A 17,784-nucleotide genomic window follows, 5' to 3' on the forward strand; every position below is an offset into this window, starting at 1 on the left:
GCGGCGCGAGGCCGGCATTGGCGTGGGATCAGGCGGCGACCAGTTGCCGGGCCAGTGCGACCTCGACGGAATCACCGTCCTGGTTGAGCACATCCAGCCCGGATTCGGGTACATCGCCGGACGTGCTTTGGGACACGAGGATCTTCTTGGCCATCAGCGCGAGGCACGCCATCTGCGAAGAGGCGGCGTACCCCAGGTAGATCACCTTCACGGCGAGCTTCTGGCCGATCCGCCACGAGCGGCGTGCAGCCTGCTGCAACGTGTACACATTCCACCCCGACTGCAGGAAAACAATCGTCGGGAATTCGAGCAGGTCCAACCCCGTCTTGACGAGTTCGGGGTTCGTAATGAGCACGTCGATGCCCCGGTCGATCTGCTCGGCAATCCAGTCCTCGCGCTGGCTGGCATCCACGCTCGCGCGCAGTACCGCCACCCGAAAACCTTCCTGCTCCAGCAGCATCTTCAGCCGGCTCGTGGTGTCCCGCGTGCCGGTATAGACCGAATACACCAGGGTCTTGCGACCCGCTTCCTTCTCCTCGCGGCAGATGTTGATCAGTTCGCGTTCCTTGGGCATCACCTCCAGCTCGTTGAACTGAGCCGGTGTGAATGCCAGCACCTCGCGCGTGCGCGGATGGCGGACCGTCTCTGCCCTGAAGCAGCAGTCGGGCCACGCCAGCAGCGTGTTGAGGACCACGCCCAGCAAAGTGGTGTCCCGCTTGCGCAGGGCCTCCTTGAGCTGTTGCGTCAGGCTGGAAGCCAGCTTCTGATACGCCTCGCCTTGCTCGGCGCTCATCGCCACGTCCCGGAACTCCTCGTCATACGGTGGCAGAACACCGCCGATGTCTCGCAGCTTCAGGAAGATGGTGTACGGCAGGATGCACCGCAGCACGCCCTTGGGGCCGAAGCCGGGGGCCTTGACCGTTCTGACCGTGACCTTGCTGCCTTTGGCCGTCTTGTGCGCCGGACCGTCGGACTCGGAGTAGATGTCCTTGAGGACGCCGTGATCCCTCATAAAGGCCATGGCGGCGGCGTTCATGCTGCCGTTGCGGCCGGGGATGTAGCCGTCCTCGATCATGCGGCCCGGAAGCGCGCGGAACAGCAAGTGGAAAAGATCGTCGGCGTAGCCGCCCATCAGCGTGCCAGTGAGCGAGACCGTCTTGCGGACCTTGGACGCGATGACGCCCATGGCCTGGCCTTGCGCCGAACCGCCCGTTTTGTACTCGTGGGCTTCGTCTGCGATGAGCAAGTCGAACGTGCTGCGCGGCAGATACCGCTTCACATATTCGCTGGGTTGGTAGCCGCCTTCACCGAAGCCGAACTCCATGTTCGCCATGGACCGCTCCATGCGATGCGCCTGGCGGTCGGAGAAGACCAGCTTCCCGCTCGCGTCCATCAGGTTGATGAAGTTGTGCAGGTTGTCGCCGAGCATCGAGGCCAGGAAGCTGTCCCCGAAGGTCTTCATCAGCTTCTGCGCGGTGGCTTCGCCGATGGTGGGAATACGCTTCAAGGCACGCAGCACAGCCGAGGACTGGTCGCTGCCGGACAGTGACCGCGGACGCATCAGCGTCCACAGCGCGCCGCCGCAGCCATTGCACTTGCGGCGAAACTCTTCCGCCTCCAGCTCCTGAGCAGTGATCGGCTCACCGTCGAGGTTGGTGACGACCTCTCCGCAGTGCGGGCAGGCCCCCACGTCGCCGTGACGGGTGTGCTTGCGCGCGAAGGCGGGCTTCCAGTGGAACCCCATCCTCATACGGACACGACCGAGGACGAAAAACTCCTGCGCCGGCGAAGGCACGCCAAGCTGCTCGCGCAACTTGATCAGTTTGAGCAGAGTATCCGGGCCATTGAGCACCCAGACCTTTGCGCCCGCGACGGTTTCGAGGATTTCCCGGCGCCACTTGTAAACAAGGTGCGGCGGGCTCAGGACGAGCGTGCGGCGATAGCCCTCGGCATGCAGGACCGCGGCCAGCGCAATGCCGATCGTGGTCTTTCCGGTGCCCATCTCGCCGTTGACGAAGACGGCCCGCTCGCCTTGGTTGACGAGCAGTTCTGAGGCCGCATGCACGACCTCGGCCTGGGCGGGGAACAACTGGCGTTTCAGCCCGGCCAGCACCAGTTGCCGGTGCGGGCGCGGCGTGCCGCTATAGACGGGCGGGTTCGCCCGGTTGAGGGATTCCAGCAGCTCGTCTCCGAACTCGGAAACGAAGTCCTGAAGGCTCATGGACAGCTCGGACGGTTCCTGTTCGAGCAGGTCGTCCATCGGGGACGAGGTATCAGCGGCCGAGGCCGCGTCGATGACTTGTGCGTTCATGGTGATGCTCCGAAAAGAAGAACGGGGCATGCACCACTCCCCAAAGGGCGGTGACATGCCCCCGGGTGGGAAGGAAATTCCGGCGCGCGTGCCGGTGGTGGAGACGATCAGTACTCGCTGGGCAGCAGTACCGTGGTGACGCTGCGATCCCATTCGGTGATGACCCAGACCTTCAGGCTCGGGCCGACCTCGTAGGACGAAAACAGGCGGTCTTCTCCCGACTTCAACGCGGCGTCGTTCTGGCGCCGGTCGCTGTCGTCGAGGTCACCCCAGTCGGCGGACAGATGCCGCAACAGGTACGGACGGGGATTGAGCTGGCCTTGTTGAACCAGGCTGGCGACGCCCGAGGTCATGACGACCTGGCCGGGGTTGAACCTGGGAAAAGCGTGCTGTGCAGGCGTGGACATGGAGATGGCTCCTTCAGAAAAAGAGGCACCTCGCCCCATCGGGGCGAAGTACCCCGGTGGGTGGAAGAAAAGACGCCGGACTAGCGTTCGGTCGTCAGCAGGATGTGCGTAGCACTGCGGTCGGCTTCGGTGACCACGCAGATGCGCAGTTCCCGATGGACCAAGTACATGGATTCGAGCCGCTCGCCAGCTATCAGGGCAGCGTTGTTGGCTTGCCATTTGTAGTCGGCGACTTCGCCCCAGTCGCCACGGGTATGGCGCTGGAAGTACGGCATGGGATCGAGGCGGCCTTCGCGCATCAGGCGATCGACGCCTTCGCTGAAGACCAGTGCCCCAATAGGAAACAGCAGAGTGCGGCGGTACCCGTTGGGATGGACGGTAGCCATGGAGATGCTCCTTCTCTATTGGCGGGAGCGATCTCCCGATCGGGAATCGTTCCCGACAGGGTGAATGGATAGGTGATTTACAACCGTCAGATCAAGACTTTTCTTCCGGCAGTTGCACGACCGTGGTGCACTGGTCGTCACTGGTGATGACGAGCAGGAACAGCCTCGGGGTGATCTTGAAACGCGACGTCATGGGTGCGCCTTGTTCCAGCGCGACGTCGTTCATCTGGCACTCGGCCTCACTGGCCTCGCCCCAGTCGCCGCGCACATGGCGCTGCACGTAGGGCAAAGGGTCGATGAGGCTTTTGCTTGCCAGCCAATGCACCTTCTCGCTCAGCTTGAGCGTGCCCAGTGCGAAGAGCGGTGGAACCTGGGGCTTGCGCCCCTGGAAGATGGACAGCATGGGGATACTCCTTGCAGGTGTTGAAGAGCAGGCGGCAGGCCGCCTGCGGGGTCAGTGGATGGTGAGAACCTGTCCCAGCGTGGAAGAGCTGAGTGTGAGGTCCCAGGCCCGAATCACCGGCACGAACTTGTCCGTCAGGATTCGGGTCTCGGCCAAGGAGCCGTCGTCGCGCTCGCGGTACTCCACGGCGGAAGACTTCTGCTTGAACGTGTCGCCCTTGACGGCCAGGGTGCGGCCGGTGGGTGACTGCACGACACCGGAGATCGCGCCGGCCGCGAGGGCCAGTGCCAGGTGCCACTGGGACAAGGCGCGTGCCGGAGCACGCAAGGTCTGCTGGGTCGCGCCCAGATGGGTCTCGAACGCGGGCCACAGGCCTTTGAGGCGCCGTACTTCGTCGGCGAACTGCTCGGGCTCCATGCTGATCCGGTAGAAATGCTCCGGCTCGGCGGGGGCCGTGGGGACCACATACGGCAGCAGCGTCCATTCGGGCGGCAACTCGTCCGCCTCCTGTTCGCCCAGGCCGATTTGCAGCAGCCGGGCGCGTGACGCTTTCACGTCATCGCCCGCCTGGTCGCGCTGCCGGACACGACGTCCGAACACCACGACCTGCTTGAACTGCTTGTCCACCGCCTGGAATACGGACAGGTCCGCGAAATGGCGTGTCAGCCAGCCGACCATCTCCTTATCCAGCACGTAGGACGGCAGGATGAAGACCAGGATGCCGCCGTACTGCAACAGGGGCAGCGTGCGCTGGTAGAACAGCTTTTCCAGACGGGCGCGGCCCTTGCCTTCATAGCCCAGGTTGCCGCTGGTGTCCCTTGCGAGATCGCCATAGGGCGGGTTGAGCCACAGGAGGCCGAAGGCCTGCCGCGAGATCATGGTGTCCATCAGGTCACCGTGGATGCAGTGATCGACCAGCAGCCGGGCGTGGGTGGCCCGCTCCTGATCGAACTCGACGGCATAGGCGCTGGTCAGCTCAGGCCCGAGGGCATGGGCGGCTTCGGCGATGGCAACGCCTTCGCCAGCGCAGGGATCACAAATGCACATGGGCCCATCGCTGGGCGCGAGCGCGCTGAGGGTTCTTTCGAGGGAGGCTTCGTCGGTCGGGTAGTACCCGTTCTTGGCGAAATTCCGAGCGAGCCTGGGGAACATGAGTGCCATGGGAAGTCTCCTGTCTGGCGGGGATGAAGGACGGAAGCACGCCAATGCATGCCTCCGCGGTGGGTCAAACCGATTCCACTTCCGGCGTCCAAATCCTGGCCGGATAGGGATAGGCGGTGAGCACGCCCTGGCGGATGAGGTCGCCCAGCGCTTCGGTGAGCGCGGGCACGTCGATGGCGAGCCGGAACCCTTGCAGCGGCCCGAGGGCCATGCGCAGGGAGCACAGCATTTCGCGCTCGCGCAGCAGCGCCAGGACTGGCGATTGCCAGTGGTCCAGCAGCGGCAGCGGGCACGTGTCCTTGACCAGGTGCCACAGGCGTGACGTGGGATCGGCCGCGGAGCGCGGCAGCAGCGCCAAGGCGCTGGCCGAACTCTTGTCGGGCCGGATGCAGCGCCGGTCGAACAGCCAGAGATTGACCATCGAGCCGAACAGCGTGCGGCGATAGCTGCGGGTCAGGCGCTTTTCAAGGCGCTCGACCGAGCCGACGAACACAGGCAGCGAACCGCCCTGGTCGGTGACGACGTGGAACTGGTCCAGGCCGTCCTCGCTTCGGCCCAGGGTGAGCCGCCCGATGAACTGCTGGATGGCGGTGTCGCGCGCCCAGACCGAGAGAAAGATCAGATCGCCCTGGTCGCCGCAGACGCAGGCATCGGCCATGAGGTCGCTGCATTCGTCAATGCGGTACAAGGGCTGCGGGTCGGATGAAATGGCAGGCATGGTGGTTTCCTCGATGTGAGGGGCGCACCGCCCGCAGGGGCAGTGAATGCCCCGTTAGGGATGAAAACGCGTAGTGCCAGGGCGAATGCCTCGGCTGCGTCGCAGGTGACGTCAGGCGCTCAGTTCGGCGAACGAACCATCGGCCTCATGCTTGACGACGCGATTGCCGACGTTCCCCGCATAGTCCTTCTGGACTTCGGTGAACATGCTGCTCGGCACGTCGATGTGGAAATGGCCCAGGACTGCACGGTAGTAGTCCAGACCGTGGCCGAACGGGTCTTCCTCGTGCAGGTTGCTGTACAGGAAATCCTCGTCCTCGACCTTCATGGTGCTGTCGATCAGCTCGGCAGGCTTGCGGATCGTCATGAAGAAATAGCGCAGTGGCCGATCCCAGCCGAGCATGACGGTGATGGGAAATCCTTTGTGATGGGTCTCGAAGTGGTGCTGGCTCATGGAGGTGTCCTTGGATGAGCTGGAACAGCACCGCCCGCATGGGCAAGTGCTGCCCTGGCGGGTGGAAGGAAGAGATTCAGACCGTCAGCGCCGTAGCGGATGCCATGGCGGCGGTCGGGGTACGCCGTCGTGCGTGGTAGGCGCGAACGCCTGCACGCCAGTCGGCGGATTGCTCCGGTGCGAGATCCAGATAGGACAGCGGGCACGAGTAGTAGTACGGGTGCATGGATTCGTCCAGCGGCTTGTAGCCCCACTGGCCGCCGCTGCATTCGAGCAGATCGCAGCGGATGTAGCGCAGGGACTGACCCGGCGAGAGATCACGATGCACGCCTTCGACCTTGGCGGTCATTTCGACCACAGACCACAGCACGTTGCCGCGCAGGGTGTGGGCGATGACCTTGGCGCTGACGCGCTCGGTCTCCTGGGGTGCAACCAGTTCCGCGATCAGCTCGGATCGCGATTGGGAAGAGAAATACCAGCCCATGAGAGGCCTCCTGGAAAGTGGAGCCGGAGGCCTCCCCATGGGGAAGACCCCCAGCGGGTGATGAAAAGCCGCAATTGCGGCGAAGGAACCTATGCTCTGCCCTTAGTCCCAGTCGTCATCGTCACGATCACAACCGGCCGGGCAGTAGCCGAACTCGATCCCGTGCGAGCAGCAGCCGTTCTCGGCGAGCCACTCCTGGGTTTCCTGCCGTTCGGCAGGTGTTGCGTAGTCCCATTCCTGGGCAGCGATTTCCAGTGCATGAACGCGCTGGCTCTCCGGCAACCGACTGACTTGCGCGTCGATCTCGGAACTGAAAAGCGTGACCCAGTGTTCCCAGGCTAGGCCGCAACCACGCTGGGCGTGCTCGGCAGCCGTCTTGCAGACAGCCTGCCACGCGGATTCGTCCAGCGTAGAACGGGGGGTATCGCAAGCGATGGTGGACATGATGGAGACCTCCAGAAAAATGCCGGAGCATCCCCCGCATGGGGAAGGAACCCCGGCGGGTGGATGAAGAACACCGCGGATGCGGTGCTTGCGATCACGCAGGTTCCAGTGCGGCCTGACGGCTCCACTCCTGCGTCTGGTACTGGTGCCTGTAGCCCAACTCGCCCAGACGGGCGACCTGCGCGCGCAACGTGCGACGGTCAATGGTCGAATCCAGTCGGACGGATTCGCCCAGCGGCCACAGGATGCCGAACAGTACGGCGTCGCCATCTTCGGCGCTGCCGGTGGCAGCAGCCGCAGTGGGCGTCGGCGCATCCACACCGAAGGGCGTGGTATCGACCAGCGGGTCCGCAGATGCCTGCACGGGTGCGGGCTTCGCGGGTTTGGACGTTCTGGCGGGCTTGGCCGGCGTTGCCGCTGGCTGCGCTCCCAACTCTTCATCGAGCGGATCGATTTCCTGGGTGGCGAAGCTGCGGGCCTCGTCACGGCTCAGTTTTTCGATGCCGTTGAGCGTCATGCCATCGAGGTTGGCGCGGACTTCAAACCGCGCGCCACCCGCGACCGGATAGGACTTCGCGAAGATGTAGCGGATGACGAACTCCCCGTCGTACTTGCCTTCGGGGTACTGCTCCAGTTCCGCGTCCTTGACGGCGAACTCGCCGATGGGGGTGGTCAGGCGACCGACCGTGAACGGGCCGTTCTTGCCGCGGATGGTCCGCAATGTGAGCTGACCCGGGACGACGATGGGCAGGACTGATCTCGCAGGTGCCGATGTGGCTGCCATGATGGTTCTCCTTGGGAAATAGGAAAAAGCAAGGCCCCGTGAGGGGCCATGCCGGATCAGAACGACTCGGCCATCGCCGGCTCCTGCTCCTCGACTTCTTCTGCGGGCTCGCGCTCGGCGGGCTCGACAGGTTGGTCGGCAGCGGTGTCGGCGGCAACCTCGGCTTCGGGCGCGGGTGCGTCCTCGGCTTGCGGCGCTTCGGCTTGCGCCTGGCTCGGCGAATAGACTGTCTTGCCGTCGATCTTGATGAGACCGATGTGGATCAGCGTCGATTCCAGGCTCGCTCCCGGTTCCCCGGCGCGCTCGCCCTTGGTGCGGATGTACGGATCGATCTTCATGTCGTTCAACTTGAAGCCGATCAGCACCTTTCGGTCCCCTTCGATGGCCTGCACGCACCGGCGAACCAGGTGCTCGGCCTCGGGGGTGGCGACGATGGTGTCGATGTACCGATATTCCGGTTCACCGACAGGCCCGGCCAGTGCCGCGACGCAGCACGACAGGAACGGATCGCCATCCTTGGGGGTGACGTCCTTCGGACGGCTGAGGTAGCCGATGCCGCGCGTGATCAGCTCGTGCTGCCTGATCGAAGCCAGTTCGGCCCGGTCAAGCGGCTCGGCCTTGAGCAGACGCGCCTTGAGACTGGCGCCCGGCTTGCCGGCGTGCTCGCCCTTGTCGCGGATGTACGCATCGCCCCAGAGGTCTCCGAGGCGGAAGCGCACCAGCGGGCGCTGCTTGGGATCGTCAACGCCGATGTAGCGCTCGACCAGCTTCTTGGCATCCGCACCGGACACCTTGACGTCGAAATAGCGGTAGGTCGGGTCCTTGGCGGAACCGACCAGCGCGGCGATGGTGCATGCCAGGAAGGGCTGCGCGCGGCGGCCGCCCCGGACGGGAACCTCGCGAGCACGCTGGATATATCCGATGCCCGAGGTGTGGATGTCGAAATACGATTTCTCGTTGGACGTGGTGTTCATGGTGAATCTCCATAGGGATGAAGCGGAGACACACCGGCCCACGCATGCGGGGAAAGGTGCGTAACCCCGCGGTGGGTTGATAAGGCGAAAGCATCCGCCACCAAGATTGGTGGCCGCTCGCGGACGGATGCGGTGCGAGCTGGGTGATCAACGCGGTGGAACCGCGCCGTAGCCTTGAAGATCGTGGCTACCTGGGATGCTGCTGACGGCTGTCAGCGAGGCATGGGGGCAGCATGGGCGGGGTTCGCGCGCGCGGCAGCAATCAATCGGCATCCGGGCGCTTCCCTTTGTCCGCGCCGCTTGGCGCCTGCCACAGGCACTTGGGGCCGCGCAGGTGCTCGGGGGTGTCGGTGCGGGGACGGCTGGGGCGGCTCCAGGCACCGCCGCCGCGCATGCCGACCAGCCGCCAGCCGGCGGCGCGCAGGCTGGCACCGCCTTCCTCGGGCAAGGTGTAGGTGATCAGCCGCGTGTAGCCCAAGGCCTTGGCCGCCTTCCAGGCCGCGCTGTAGAGCTTGCTGCAGGCGTTCGGTGCGCCATTGGTGCAGAGCCTAGTGACTTCGAGCGTCCAGCTATGGTCCAGGTGGCGGGCGACCGGGCGACCGACGATGGCCACGCCGCAGATGCCGTCGCTGCCGGACAGCGCGACCGCGATGGCGAACTTCGCCCCTTGAACCGGCCGGTGGTGGCGGTGGTGCTCCTGCACGAAGGCATTGGCACAGCGCAAGGACACCGGCAGCAGTTGCAGCGATGGCGAAGTCGATGGCCCGCCCATGTGCGTCAATCGCCGCAGAAGCAGGCGATCGGTTCCTCGGCGGTGTCGAACAGATCGCCCTGGTCGGCGGCGAAGCGTGCCAGGTCGGCGTAGCTCGGGCCATCGGCGCGAAACCGGGCGCCGCTGGGCTTGCTCGCCAGGTTCAGCGACTCCATGCGAACCCACCACACGGCGGCCTCGGGCCGCGCCTTGATGAGGGCCAGGCGCTGCCCGCGCGGCTTCAGGAAACACAGGTCGCAGTTGCCTTCGAGCGTGCGCCCGTTGACCGTCAGCAGGTCGAGGTCGAACGGCTGCGCCTGCCAGAAGGTGCCCACGTCGCGCACGGTGACGCCGGCGTCCGCCAGCGGCATGCACATGGTCTCGTGGGTCGATTCGGTGGAATGGCCGCGCGCGCGAATCTTGGCGACGCGGCGCTGCTCGTCGGCGCGGATGCCGATCATCTGGTCCCAGTCCGTCCAGCCCAGATGCCGCAGGTAGCCGTGCATCGGGCGAATCTTCAGGCTGGTCGTGCAGCCGCGCGCGACGGGGTTGGGCAGGTACTGGCGCTTGCGGATCAGAGCCTCGAACGGCTCGCCCTGGCGCCCTTCATGGGGGCTTTCTTTTCTCCGCACCGCGGCCATTGCTGCGTGTGCGCGCTCGTCTCCGGCCGCCTTGGCCCGCCTCGTCGGCATGCCCGCCGACATGCCCACGGAGACGACCGCATGCACGACCCGTTCAAGATCACTCAACCGACTTGCATCAGCTTCTCGGGCGGGCGCACCAGTGCCTACATGCTCTGGCGCGTATTGCAGGCCAATGGCGGCCTGCCTGCCGACACCGTGGTCTGCTTCGCCAACACCGGCAAGGAAGTGGAAGCGACCCTGCGCTTCGTGCGGGACTGCGCTGCGCACTGGCAGGTGCCGATCCACTGGCTGGAATACCTGTCCATCGAGCCGGGCTTCACGCTGCTGGACTTCGACCGGGCCAGCCGCCGTGAGGGGACGGCAGTAGCCGCGCTACGCCGATGGCACCACCTCCAGCGACAGGTGCGTCGTGGTGGCGGACAGCATCAGATCGTCCGTGCCGTGCAGGATGCGTGCGAAGACGCCTTCCTTCGGGTCGAAGAATTCGCCGAAGTCGTCGCCGCCCAGCTCGGCGCGCGCCAGCTCCCACCAGTCGTCAAACGGGTCGGTATCCGGGTTGCAGCCGACGGCATAGGCCAGCAGCTTCACGCGGCCATCGGGACGGCGCTCTCCCTGCTCGGCGAGGAAGTACACGCCCTGGTCCTTGGCGAGGACGACGCGGCATTGGTTGGCGACGGCCTCGGCCAGCACGGGGCGCAGGTCGCTGCCTTTGAATCGAAGTGACATGGTTCATCTCCTGAAAAAAAGGCCCTCCACCCGAACGGATGAAAGGCCTATGGGGCAAGTCGCCGGTAGGCTGCGGACTCAGCCGTAGTGCTGCCGGGCTTCCTGCCACGGGACGAAGCGCGTATCCCGACCGACTGCGACCGGAATCTCTGCGTACAAGGCTTCTTCGAGCGAGAAGCGCGTCGCCTGGTCGAACTGGACCCAGCCGAACTCGTTGGACCAGAAACCGGCGCTGTCGCTGGTGGCCGACTCGTTGGGCGAATACACCACCCAGCAGTCATTTGCCTTGGACGTCATGCTGCAACCGCCTGGCGTCGCCGGTTGGCCTTGGCGTTGATCACGCTCACGTCGATCAGGCGCCAGCGCCCGTCGTCGATAAGCCGCTCCAGTACGTCACCGAGCATGTCGAAATACACCTCGTCGTGCCGATCGAGTTCACCGTCGCGGCGCAGCTCCACCACGTAGGTGTCGCCCGCGCGGTCGTACAGGATCGTCACCCGGCCCTCGAACTTCGTGGTCGAAACCGTGAAGCTGATTGCCGGAGGCGTTTCGATGATCTTGGACGGCGTGGGATCGACCCAGGTGAAGTCGCGGGCGCCCGCATCGACCAGCATGTGAGTGATGCGACGGAACCCGTCGGGTGCTGGCATTTCTTCCAACTGCTGGATGAGCTGGCCCAACTCCAGGCACTCTGGCTCGGGGATGGGCAGCTTGGCCGGTGCGGAGCCGAGGATGTGCGTCTTGACGGTGTAGGGAGTGCCATCGGACGTCATCTCCGTGCGCTCTTCCGGGGTGTCCGCACGCAGGCCGTCGAAGCGGCGGCGGGCATACGGTTGGACATGCACCTTGGCGCCTTCGCTGGGAACGATGGATACCAGGCTGGGATCGAGTACCGCGAACTCGCTGGGCTTGAGCTTGACGACGATGGCGTTGTCGTTGGCCGCGACCACCTTGCCGTTGAAGGGCTGGGGATCGATGACGAAGCCCAGTGTCGAGGACTGCGGCTGATCATCGAACACACGGTACTTGAACGACCGCACGTTGCGGGGCACATGGCCTGCGACAAGCGAAGGCATCAGGGTCTTGATGAGAGAGCGATCCATGGGAATCTCCTTGGGGAAGAACAAGGGAATCCCGGCCCGCAAGGGAGAGACCCCTTGTGGGTGGATGGACGCGGTACGTCCACAGGAAAAAACGACCAGCACGGTTTTCCGCACTTGCAGCCTCGAAGGTCTCGGCTGCCTGGGCATGTGTCGGCAACGCCGACGAACATGGGGGCAAGGATGGCCCTGGGCCGGGCTACCCGCCCGCATGAAACGGCACTTCGCCGCACCCGGTTTTCCTGCGCTGCGGGCAAGAAGAAGCCCCTCGAAAGGGGCTGGTTGGGTCAGGCTTCGTACACGAAGTAGTGCTCGCGCTGACGCGGGAAGAACACATGCTTCCACGTGTCGCCGCTGGTGTTGCCACCGTCGAAGACGACCATCTCGTAGTCGTCAATGTCGGTGTCCACCAAGTCGGCGCCGGCGATATGGCGCATGTGCAGCGTGCCGTGCGTGCGCTCGAATACCAGGATCTGGCCGATGGCGTCGTCCTGGCCCATGGCGTTGACGCAGGCTCCAAGCTGGTGCTCGAAGTCGGGTGCGCGTGAGATGAGGTCGGGGAACATGAGGTTGCTCCTATGAAAATGGACCAGCCCGGCTCCTGGCGGGAGACGGGCCGGCTTGGGGGAGACAAAGAGGAAGGTTGGCGCGTCGTGCGGCTGCTAGGACTCGGCCAGTGGCAGGCCCAGCAGCGCGGGTGCGTCGGCGTCGAGGATCAGGATGCGCACATCGGCCCGGCCAGCCAGATCAAGGATGTTCGCCAGATCATCCGGCATGCCCTTGTTCCGATGCTCCTGTCGAAGCTGCTCGGCGGTGATGCCTTCGGCGTGCTCCAGGTTCTGGTCCGTCCAGGGCGTGGAAATCAGCTTGACGCCGATCGCCGGGCTGTACGGCACCCGGAATGCAACGAAGAGAAAGGCCTCCGGCGTGGCGAGGTCCGCCAGGTTGGCGAGGTAGTGCCAGGTATCGACGGTGATGTGCTCACGGCTGATTTCCCAGCACCGACTGTAATTGCCGGTCTCGAAACTCAGGCGCTGCACGGCTTCCCGCGCGGCCTCGGCCGAATAGGCATCACCGACGTGGACTGGGCGGCCGTCGAAGTCCTCGCCATGGATGGCATAGACCACGGCTCCGATCACGCCTTCGCCGCTGACGCCTTCACCGGCATCGCATTCGGCCAGTACCTCGGCGCTCACGGCTTCGCGGCCATTGCTGACCACGGCGAAATCGCTGGCGACGATGCAGGACGATGAAACCAGTTCCTCGTCGGAGAGGTGTTGCTGGCTCGCATGGATGTTGCGCCAGACATGCGGGCTTCCGTCCTCGTAGCTGATGCACAGCGTGCGGACGATTTTCAGATTCCAGTAGCCGCGAAGAAAGGGATTAGGTTTCTGAGACATGGGAACTCTCCAGATTGAATAATGGAGCCAATTCCCGCCACCGGGAATTGGACCCGGTGGGTTGAAAAATGGAAAAAGTGTCAGGCAGCGCCGACCATGGCGTTGTCAGCACTGCTCTGGACTACGGGAAATAAAATGAGGGGCACGGCCTCGTGGGCGCATGCCCCTCGTGGGGAGTGAACGAAGACGTGGTGGTGTGCCGGAGACCGGATCACCAACCGTTGTAGTTCACGAGCAGGTCGGCGATGACCTTGCGGCGTTGCAGGTCGAGACCGTCGAAGTCCGACAGCCCGTTGAAGTGACAGCGCTTGAGCATGGCACCGCCCTCGCGCGCGTTGTAGAAGCTGACCATGGCGGACAGGAACATGCGTTCGCCGCTGCTCAGGACGCCGAGGGCGTCGTTGAGCCGCAGCATGTTGGGGCGCAGATCCCACTTGCTCTTGGACAGGTTTAGACCTTCACGGGTGCCGTTGCCGAACCACTCGGGGCCAGCGATCTCGACACCGCGCTTCCATGCCTCGAAAAAGGCTTGGGGCGCGGCGGCGAAATGCTGCTCTTCCCGCATGATCTGATCGACGACTTCCTGCGGCAGTAGCTGGTTCATGACGTGATTCCTCCAGTTTGGATCAAGGAACGGCGAGCTGGGACCAGCCGCCTCTATCGAGGGCACGTTGAGCCGCGGCGTAGCTGCGGAAGTACTCGCGGGATTCCCGCGAAACGGGGCCTTCGGCATCGCGCGTGCCGATGTAGTGACCGGCGGCGCTTTGCAGGACTTCGAGCGGCAGGAACTTGCCGCAGTAGGTCGAGGCCAATTGGCCGAAAGATGCTTGCTGGGACATGGACGGGCTCCTTGGAAAAGCGGGGCCTCGTCCCTCGCGGGATGGCAGCTCCCGCACGCGGTTGATAAAAAGCATCGACGTCACGGGGGACGCGCGTCCGCAGACCTGATGCGATGCGGACTGGCGGGCAACGCGGAAGAGATCCGCGGCAGCTTGGAACCCTGGCTGCTGGCATGTGCTGACGAATCAGCGAACATGCGGGCAGCTTCGTGCGCGGGGCGCGCCGCGTCAGTTGGAAAACGGCATCTGGCCGAGCCCCGATTGATCGCTCAGCCTGCTGGTCATAGCTGGCAGGAGCCGGCTATGCGGACCAGTTGAAATTGGAGGCGTCTGACGGCTTCCGCTGCAAAGTAGCCATTCGGTGTGCTATCCCCCAGCTTCGACGTGAGGGGTTATCAAGTGGACTCATCACCTCGATGTCGCTGCGTACGCTGCTGGAGAGCAACTGCATTGCTGTGAGGTGTCGAGGATAAGGAGATGAAGATGTCAGGTCACCTGCAGGTGTGATCCTGCCGGGCCGTTGATCGGCAGGAGAAAGGCGCCGAAGGCCTTGCGGCCTCCGGCTCGGGAGGACGGAACCACCCGTGGGCTGATTGGCAGGCCCGGTCGTCGCTAGAACCGTCTGCTCATCAAGCAATCGCACCCGGCGCATATCGTGGTTGGCGCCGGCATCTTCTGGCGCACATCCGCGCACAAAAGGAGCCCAGTTTTTCGCCGTTGGGCACGGCATCGAATACCGCTGACCACGAAGGGTCTCCGGGTGGCTCGCAGCCTGGCAAGCCATCGGGGGACCCTTCGCAGAGGCGGAAAAATGCAGATCAGCAGAATGCGCCGGGAAACCCCGGACACGGTTCGCGGAGAAGCTACCTTCAGGCCCCGCGGCCGGGGGCGGCCGAGCGGGACGCGCACACGGACAAGAGAAGGCGTTGCGCGCTGGGCGTCCCGCAGGGCGTGCGGGACATGGGCCACGCCGCCGATGGCGGGCACGGCTCTCGGGGAGCGGGGTCGGTTAGGAGCCCTTGCGGCCGCTACTGCGCGGGCGCGAGGCACCGCGCTTGGACGTGCCGGAATCGACCGGCAGCGTGCCTTTGCAGTCGGGGTAGCGACTGCACGACCAGAAGGGGCCGGTCTTGCCGGTGCGCTGGCGCGTCGGTGCGCCGCACTGCGGGCAAGCGGGACCCTGGGGAACCTTGATGGACAGCGAGGTGCTGCCGTACTGTACGATCAGTTGCGAAATCCATGCAGTCTGCTTGCCGAGGAACACGTCCAGGGTGAGCTGTCCGGCCTCGATCATGTCGAGCGCCTGTTCCCACACGGCGGTGGTTCCGGGGTCGGCAATCGCCGCGGGCACGGCGTCGATCAACGTGAATGCCGCATCCGATGCACGGATGGAGCGTCCTTTCTTCACGATGTAGCCGCGGGCGATCAGCCCACTGATGATGTTGGCCCGTGTCGCCTCGGTGCCGATGCCGACCGTATCCTTGAGCTTCTGCTTCAGGCGCGGGTTCGTCACCAGCTTGGCGACCCCCTTCATGGACTTGACCAGTTCGCCCTGCGTGTAGGGCTTGGGCGGCATCGTCTTGAGCGCCTTGATCTCGGCTTCGGCCACCTGGCACGCCATGCCCTCGCGCAGCGCGGGGAGCACCTGGCTGCGCGCCGTGGCTTCTCCATCCTCGTCCGCTTGCGGCTCGGCCAGCACCAGCCGCCAACCCTGGGCGACGACCTGCTTTCCGGTGGCCGCCAGCTTCTGCTGGCCGCAGGACAGCTCGGCGACAGTGCGGTCGAACTCATGGTGGGGCAGGAACTGCGCGAGGTAATGCGCGCGGATCAGCCGGTACACCGCCAGTTCCTTCTCGCTCATGGCAGAGAGGTTCGCGGGTTCGAGCGTCGGAATGATGCCGTGGTGCGCCGTGACCTTGCCATCGTTCCAGGCGCGAGAGCGCTGCGAGTGGTCGAGCTGGCCCATGATCGAGCGCAGCGAGGGATCGGTCTTGAGCAAGCTGTCCAGGACCGTGGGCACCTCTGCGAACATGCTTTCGGGCAGGTAGCCGGAATCCGAACGCGGGTACGTCGTGGCCTTGTGCGTCTCGTACAGGGCCTGGGCGATCTCCAGGGTCTCCTGCACGTCCAGCCCAAGCTGCTTGGAACAAACCTCCTGAAGCGTGCCCAGGTCGAACAGCAGCGGCGGGCCTTCGCGCACGCGCTCGGTCTCGACCGATACCACCTGGGCGCTGCCCGCAGTGCGGATCTGCTGCGCGGCTTGCTGGGCGATGGGCTGCTGCAGACAGCGGCCGGCGTCGTCGGTGCAGCCATCGGGCGGAACCCACTGCGCGCTGAAAGTCTGTCCACCTGCGGAAAAGGACACATCGATGGCCCAGAACGGCACCGACTTGAAGGCCGCGATCTCGCGGTCGCGGTCCACGACGAGTTTGAGCGTCGGCGTCTGGACGCGCCCGACCGACAGCACGCCGTCGTAACCTGCCTGCCGGCCCAGCACGGTGAACAACCGGCTGAGGTTCATGCCCACGAGCCAGTCGGCGCGCGAGCGCGCCAGCGCCGAGTAGTACATCGGCAGCGTGTCGGACGACGGCCGCAGCTTGCCGAGCGCGGCGCGGATCGACGCATCGTTGAGCGCCGACAGCCATAGGCGCTCGATGGGGCCGCGGTAGCCGCACAGGTCGATGATCTCGCGGGCGATCAGCTCGCCCTCGCGATCGGCGTCGGTTGCAATGACCAGATGGGTCGCCTTCGCCAGCAGCGCTTTGACGACCTTGAACTGCGTGGCGGTCTTCGGTTTGACCTCGACCCGCCATTGCTGGGGAACGATGGGCAACTGCTCCAGCGACCAGCGCTTGAGTGCCGCGTCATAGACCTCGGGGGCTGCCGCTTCTACGAGATGGCCGATGCACCATGTGATGGTGACACCGGAGCCGCTGAGACAGCCTTCACCGCGCTGCGTCGCGCCGAGAATCCGGCCAATGTCTTTGCCCTGGGAGGGCTTCTCGCACAAGAACAGCCGCATGTCCGTCCATCCGATTTCCGTGGTTCATTGAGTTGCTGGAATCGAGGATGCCGAGAACCACCAGGGGCAGCAGCAAACAAGCCGCATGCGGTGGCGACCACTTTCACGGGATGGAATGGTCGGGACGGAAGTGGCGTGCGGCCGGGCGTGTGCCGGCCGGGAGCCGCGATTTTCGGGAGCGCGTGGAAGCCGGTGGACGTTGATGGAGCTATCCCCTGGGGATAGCTCGCGAGTGCATGGGGCGACCGACGACTGCCGCCGCCCCATGCCGGATCACTTCCTGCGCTTCGGCTCCTTCGGCGCGGTCGGTTCCTGGGCGGCCTGGGGCTTCGGCTGCGCCTCCTGCGCGGTCTCCTGCTGCCTGGGGCTGAGGGTCACGGACTCGATGCGGAACGGCAGGATGCCGACGCTGCGCGCGTTGATCTGCCAGGTCTCGCGCGGCTGATCCTCGTTGTCCGTCCAGGGTTCGCGTTCCATGCGGCCGACGACCAGCACACGCATGCCTTTCTGGTACAGGTCCTTCCAGTGCGCGGCGTCGCGGTGCCAGATTTCCACCGGCGCCCAGAAGCCGCCGCGATCCTCGAAGGTGCCATCCTTCTTGGGAATGGGGTTGTCGAAATAGACGTTCAGGCGCAGAAGGCGGCTGGGCTCGTCGTTGCCGTTGGGGAACTCCCGGTACTCGGGGGGCGAACCGATGTTGCCCTCGCCAGAAAAATGCGTGCTCATGTTGCAATCTCCGTGGTGGTTGAATACCCGCACCTGGTTGGCGGCGGGCGC

General features: G+C 64.9%; 22 protein-coding genes. All 22 read right to left on the reverse strand.

Annotated elements, in window-relative coordinates; genetic code table 11:
- Positions 1 to 28 precede the first annotated feature (28 nt).
- The 22 genes from BM275_RS06760 to BM275_RS06870 all read right to left on the reverse strand — a co-directional run bounded on the left by BM275_RS06760 (position 29) and on the right by BM275_RS06870 (position 17,733).
- Entirely contained in the window at positions 29 to 2,260 is a 2,232-nt protein-coding gene (locus tag BM275_RS06760; protein WP_442962803.1) for a helicase-related protein, read from the reverse strand.
- A gap of 158 nt (positions 2,261 to 2,418) precedes the next feature.
- Positions 2,419 to 2,718, reverse strand: coding sequence for a hypothetical protein (locus tag BM275_RS06765; protein WP_167362150.1), 300 nt, complete (start codon positions 2,716 to 2,718; stop codon positions 2,419 to 2,421).
- A gap of 80 nt (positions 2,719 to 2,798) precedes the next feature.
- Positions 2,799 to 3,104 carry a hypothetical protein gene (locus BM275_RS06770; RefSeq protein ID WP_090520130.1) on the reverse strand — a complete coding sequence of 102 codons (306 nt, stop codon included), beginning with the start codon at positions 3,102 to 3,104 and terminating at the stop codon, positions 2,799 to 2,801.
- Positions 3,105 to 3,195: 91 nt separating this feature from the next.
- The gene (locus BM275_RS06775; protein ID WP_090520132.1) at positions 3,196 to 3,507 is read right to left on the reverse strand and encodes a methyltransferase; all 312 of its coding nucleotides are present in this window, start codon (positions 3,505 to 3,507) and stop codon (positions 3,196 to 3,198) included.
- A gap of 51 nt (positions 3,508 to 3,558) precedes the next feature.
- On the reverse strand, positions 3,559 to 4,668 hold the full coding sequence (locus tag BM275_RS06780) for a DUF6094 domain-containing protein (RefSeq protein ID WP_090520134.1): 1,110 nt from the start codon (positions 4,666 to 4,668) through the stop codon (positions 3,559 to 3,561).
- A 64-nt stretch (positions 4,669 to 4,732) separates the two neighbouring features.
- Positions 4,733 to 5,386: a hypothetical protein gene (locus BM275_RS06785; protein ID WP_090520136.1), complete on the reverse strand. Its 654-nt coding sequence runs from the start codon at positions 5,384 to 5,386 to the stop codon at positions 4,733 to 4,735.
- A 111-nt stretch (positions 5,387 to 5,497) separates the two neighbouring features.
- Positions 5,498 to 5,839: a hypothetical protein gene (locus tag BM275_RS06790; protein ID WP_090520139.1), complete on the reverse strand. Its 342-nt coding sequence runs from the start codon at positions 5,837 to 5,839 to the stop codon at positions 5,498 to 5,500.
- 76 nt (positions 5,840 to 5,915) lie between these two features.
- Positions 5,916 to 6,323 carry a hypothetical protein gene (locus tag BM275_RS06795; protein ID WP_090520142.1) on the reverse strand — a complete coding sequence of 136 codons (408 nt, stop codon included), beginning with the start codon at positions 6,321 to 6,323 and terminating at the stop codon, positions 5,916 to 5,918.
- A gap of 102 nt (positions 6,324 to 6,425) precedes the next feature.
- Complete coding sequence (locus BM275_RS06800; RefSeq protein WP_090520145.1) at positions 6,426 to 6,767, reverse strand: hypothetical protein; 342 nt, start codon at positions 6,765 to 6,767, stop codon at positions 6,426 to 6,428.
- 94 nt (positions 6,768 to 6,861) lie between these two features.
- Positions 6,862 to 7,551: a DUF3275 family protein gene (locus BM275_RS06805; protein WP_090520148.1), complete on the reverse strand. Its 690-nt coding sequence runs from the start codon at positions 7,549 to 7,551 to the stop codon at positions 6,862 to 6,864.
- A gap of 56 nt (positions 7,552 to 7,607) precedes the next feature.
- Positions 7,608 to 8,525: a DUF3577 domain-containing protein gene (locus tag BM275_RS06810; RefSeq protein WP_090520150.1), complete on the reverse strand. Its 918-nt coding sequence runs from the start codon at positions 8,523 to 8,525 to the stop codon at positions 7,608 to 7,610.
- A 262-nt stretch (positions 8,526 to 8,787) separates the two neighbouring features.
- Complete coding sequence (locus BM275_RS22405) at positions 8,788 to 9,297, reverse strand: XF1762 family protein (protein ID WP_139229570.1); 510 nt, start codon at positions 9,295 to 9,297, stop codon at positions 8,788 to 8,790.
- Positions 9,298 to 9,302: 5 nt separating this feature from the next.
- Positions 9,303 to 10,025: a hypothetical protein gene (locus BM275_RS06820; RefSeq protein ID WP_236301352.1), complete on the reverse strand. Its 723-nt coding sequence runs from the start codon at positions 10,023 to 10,025 to the stop codon at positions 9,303 to 9,305.
- 267 nt (positions 10,026 to 10,292) lie between these two features.
- Complete coding sequence (locus BM275_RS06830; RefSeq protein WP_021264238.1) at positions 10,293 to 10,646, reverse strand: DUF3085 domain-containing protein; 354 nt, start codon at positions 10,644 to 10,646, stop codon at positions 10,293 to 10,295.
- A 78-nt stretch (positions 10,647 to 10,724) separates the two neighbouring features.
- Positions 10,725 to 10,943 carry a hypothetical protein gene (locus BM275_RS06835; protein WP_090520153.1) on the reverse strand — a complete coding sequence of 73 codons (219 nt, stop codon included), beginning with the start codon at positions 10,941 to 10,943 and terminating at the stop codon, positions 10,725 to 10,727.
- Positions 10,940 to 11,749 (reverse strand): GTPase, encoded by an 810-nt coding sequence (locus BM275_RS06840; RefSeq protein ID WP_090520155.1) that lies wholly within the window; start codon positions 11,747 to 11,749, stop codon positions 10,940 to 10,942. The genes BM275_RS06835 and BM275_RS06840 overlap by 4 nt, the downstream gene beginning before the upstream one ends.
- Before the next feature lie 284 nt (positions 11,750 to 12,033).
- Positions 12,034 to 12,312, reverse strand: coding sequence for a uridylate kinase (locus BM275_RS06845; protein WP_090520158.1), 279 nt, complete (start codon positions 12,310 to 12,312; stop codon positions 12,034 to 12,036).
- 96 nt (positions 12,313 to 12,408) lie between these two features.
- Positions 12,409 to 13,146, reverse strand: coding sequence for a DUF5983 family protein (locus BM275_RS06850; protein ID WP_090520161.1), 738 nt, complete (start codon positions 13,144 to 13,146; stop codon positions 12,409 to 12,411).
- Between the two features lie 211 nt (positions 13,147 to 13,357).
- Positions 13,358 to 13,750: a hypothetical protein gene (locus BM275_RS06855; protein WP_090520163.1), complete on the reverse strand. Its 393-nt coding sequence runs from the start codon at positions 13,748 to 13,750 to the stop codon at positions 13,358 to 13,360.
- 22 nt (positions 13,751 to 13,772) lie between these two features.
- Entirely contained in the window at positions 13,773 to 13,985 is a 213-nt protein-coding gene (locus BM275_RS06860; RefSeq protein ID WP_090520166.1) for a hypothetical protein, read from the reverse strand.
- Positions 13,986 to 14,994: 1,009 nt separating this feature from the next.
- Positions 14,995 to 17,007 carry a DNA topoisomerase III gene (locus tag BM275_RS06865; protein WP_090520168.1) on the reverse strand — a complete coding sequence of 671 codons (2,013 nt, stop codon included), beginning with the start codon at positions 17,005 to 17,007 and terminating at the stop codon, positions 14,995 to 14,997.
- 273 nt (positions 17,008 to 17,280) lie between these two features.
- On the reverse strand, positions 17,281 to 17,733 hold the full coding sequence (locus BM275_RS06870) for a single-stranded DNA-binding protein (RefSeq protein WP_033947983.1): 453 nt from the start codon (positions 17,731 to 17,733) through the stop codon (positions 17,281 to 17,283).
- Positions 17,734 to 17,784 lie beyond the last annotated feature (51 nt).

The sequence above is a fragment of the Stutzerimonas kunmingensis genome, from assembly GCF_900114065.1.
Taxonomy (GTDB): Bacteria; Pseudomonadota; Gammaproteobacteria; order Pseudomonadales; family Pseudomonadaceae; genus Stutzerimonas; species Stutzerimonas kunmingensis.

Excerpts from the sequence above, each read along its gene's own strand:
- BM275_RS06760 (WP_442962803.1), bottom strand. The coding sequence starts at position 2,260 with ATGGACGACCTGCTCGAACAGGAACCGTCCGAGCTGTCCATGAGCCTT.
- BM275_RS06765 (WP_167362150.1), bottom strand. The coding sequence starts at position 2,718 with ATGTCCACGCCTGCACAGCACGCTTTTCCCAGGTTCAACCCCGGCCAG.
- BM275_RS06770 (WP_090520130.1), bottom strand. The coding sequence starts at position 3,104 with ATGGCTACCGTCCATCCCAACGGGTACCGCCGCACTCTGCTGTTTCCT.
- BM275_RS06775 (WP_090520132.1), bottom strand. The coding sequence starts at position 3,507 with ATGCTGTCCATCTTCCAGGGGCGCAAGCCCCAGGTTCCACCGCTCTTC.
- BM275_RS06780 (WP_090520134.1), bottom strand. The coding sequence starts at position 4,668 with ATGGCACTCATGTTCCCCAGGCTCGCTCGGAATTTCGCCAAGAACGGG.
- BM275_RS06785 (WP_090520136.1), bottom strand. The coding sequence starts at position 5,386 with ATGCCTGCCATTTCATCCGACCCGCAGCCCTTGTACCGCATTGACGAA.
- BM275_RS06790 (WP_090520139.1), bottom strand. The coding sequence starts at position 5,839 with ATGAGCCAGCACCACTTCGAGACCCATCACAAAGGATTTCCCATCACC.
- BM275_RS06795 (WP_090520142.1), bottom strand. The coding sequence starts at position 6,323 with ATGGGCTGGTATTTCTCTTCCCAATCGCGATCCGAGCTGATCGCGGAA.
- BM275_RS06800 (WP_090520145.1), bottom strand. The coding sequence starts at position 6,767 with ATGTCCACCATCGCTTGCGATACCCCCCGTTCTACGCTGGACGAATCC.
- BM275_RS06805 (WP_090520148.1), bottom strand. The coding sequence starts at position 7,551 with ATGGCAGCCACATCGGCACCTGCGAGATCAGTCCTGCCCATCGTCGTC.
- BM275_RS06810 (WP_090520150.1), bottom strand. The coding sequence starts at position 8,525 with ATGAACACCACGTCCAACGAGAAATCGTATTTCGACATCCACACCTCG.
- BM275_RS22405 (WP_139229570.1), bottom strand. The coding sequence starts at position 9,297 with ATGGGCGGGCCATCGACTTCGCCATCGCTGCAACTGCTGCCGGTGTCC.
- BM275_RS06830 (WP_021264238.1), bottom strand. The coding sequence starts at position 10,646 with ATGTCACTTCGATTCAAAGGCAGCGACCTGCGCCCCGTGCTGGCCGAG.
- BM275_RS06835 (WP_090520153.1), bottom strand. The coding sequence starts at position 10,943 with ATGACGTCCAAGGCAAATGACTGCTGGGTGGTGTATTCGCCCAACGAG.
- BM275_RS06840 (WP_090520155.1), bottom strand. The coding sequence starts at position 11,749 with ATGGATCGCTCTCTCATCAAGACCCTGATGCCTTCGCTTGTCGCAGGC.
- BM275_RS06845 (WP_090520158.1), bottom strand. The coding sequence starts at position 12,312 with ATGTTCCCCGACCTCATCTCACGCGCACCCGACTTCGAGCACCAGCTT.
- BM275_RS06850 (WP_090520161.1), bottom strand. The coding sequence starts at position 13,146 with ATGTCTCAGAAACCTAATCCCTTTCTTCGCGGCTACTGGAATCTGAAA.
- BM275_RS06855 (WP_090520163.1), bottom strand. The coding sequence starts at position 13,750 with ATGAACCAGCTACTGCCGCAGGAAGTCGTCGATCAGATCATGCGGGAA.
- BM275_RS06860 (WP_090520166.1), bottom strand. The coding sequence starts at position 13,985 with ATGTCCCAGCAAGCATCTTTCGGCCAATTGGCCTCGACCTACTGCGGC.
- BM275_RS06865 (WP_090520168.1), bottom strand. The coding sequence starts at position 17,007 with ATGCGGCTGTTCTTGTGCGAGAAGCCCTCCCAGGGCAAAGACATTGGC.
- BM275_RS06870 (WP_033947983.1), bottom strand. The coding sequence starts at position 17,733 with ATGAGCACGCATTTTTCTGGCGAGGGCAACATCGGTTCGCCCCCCGAG.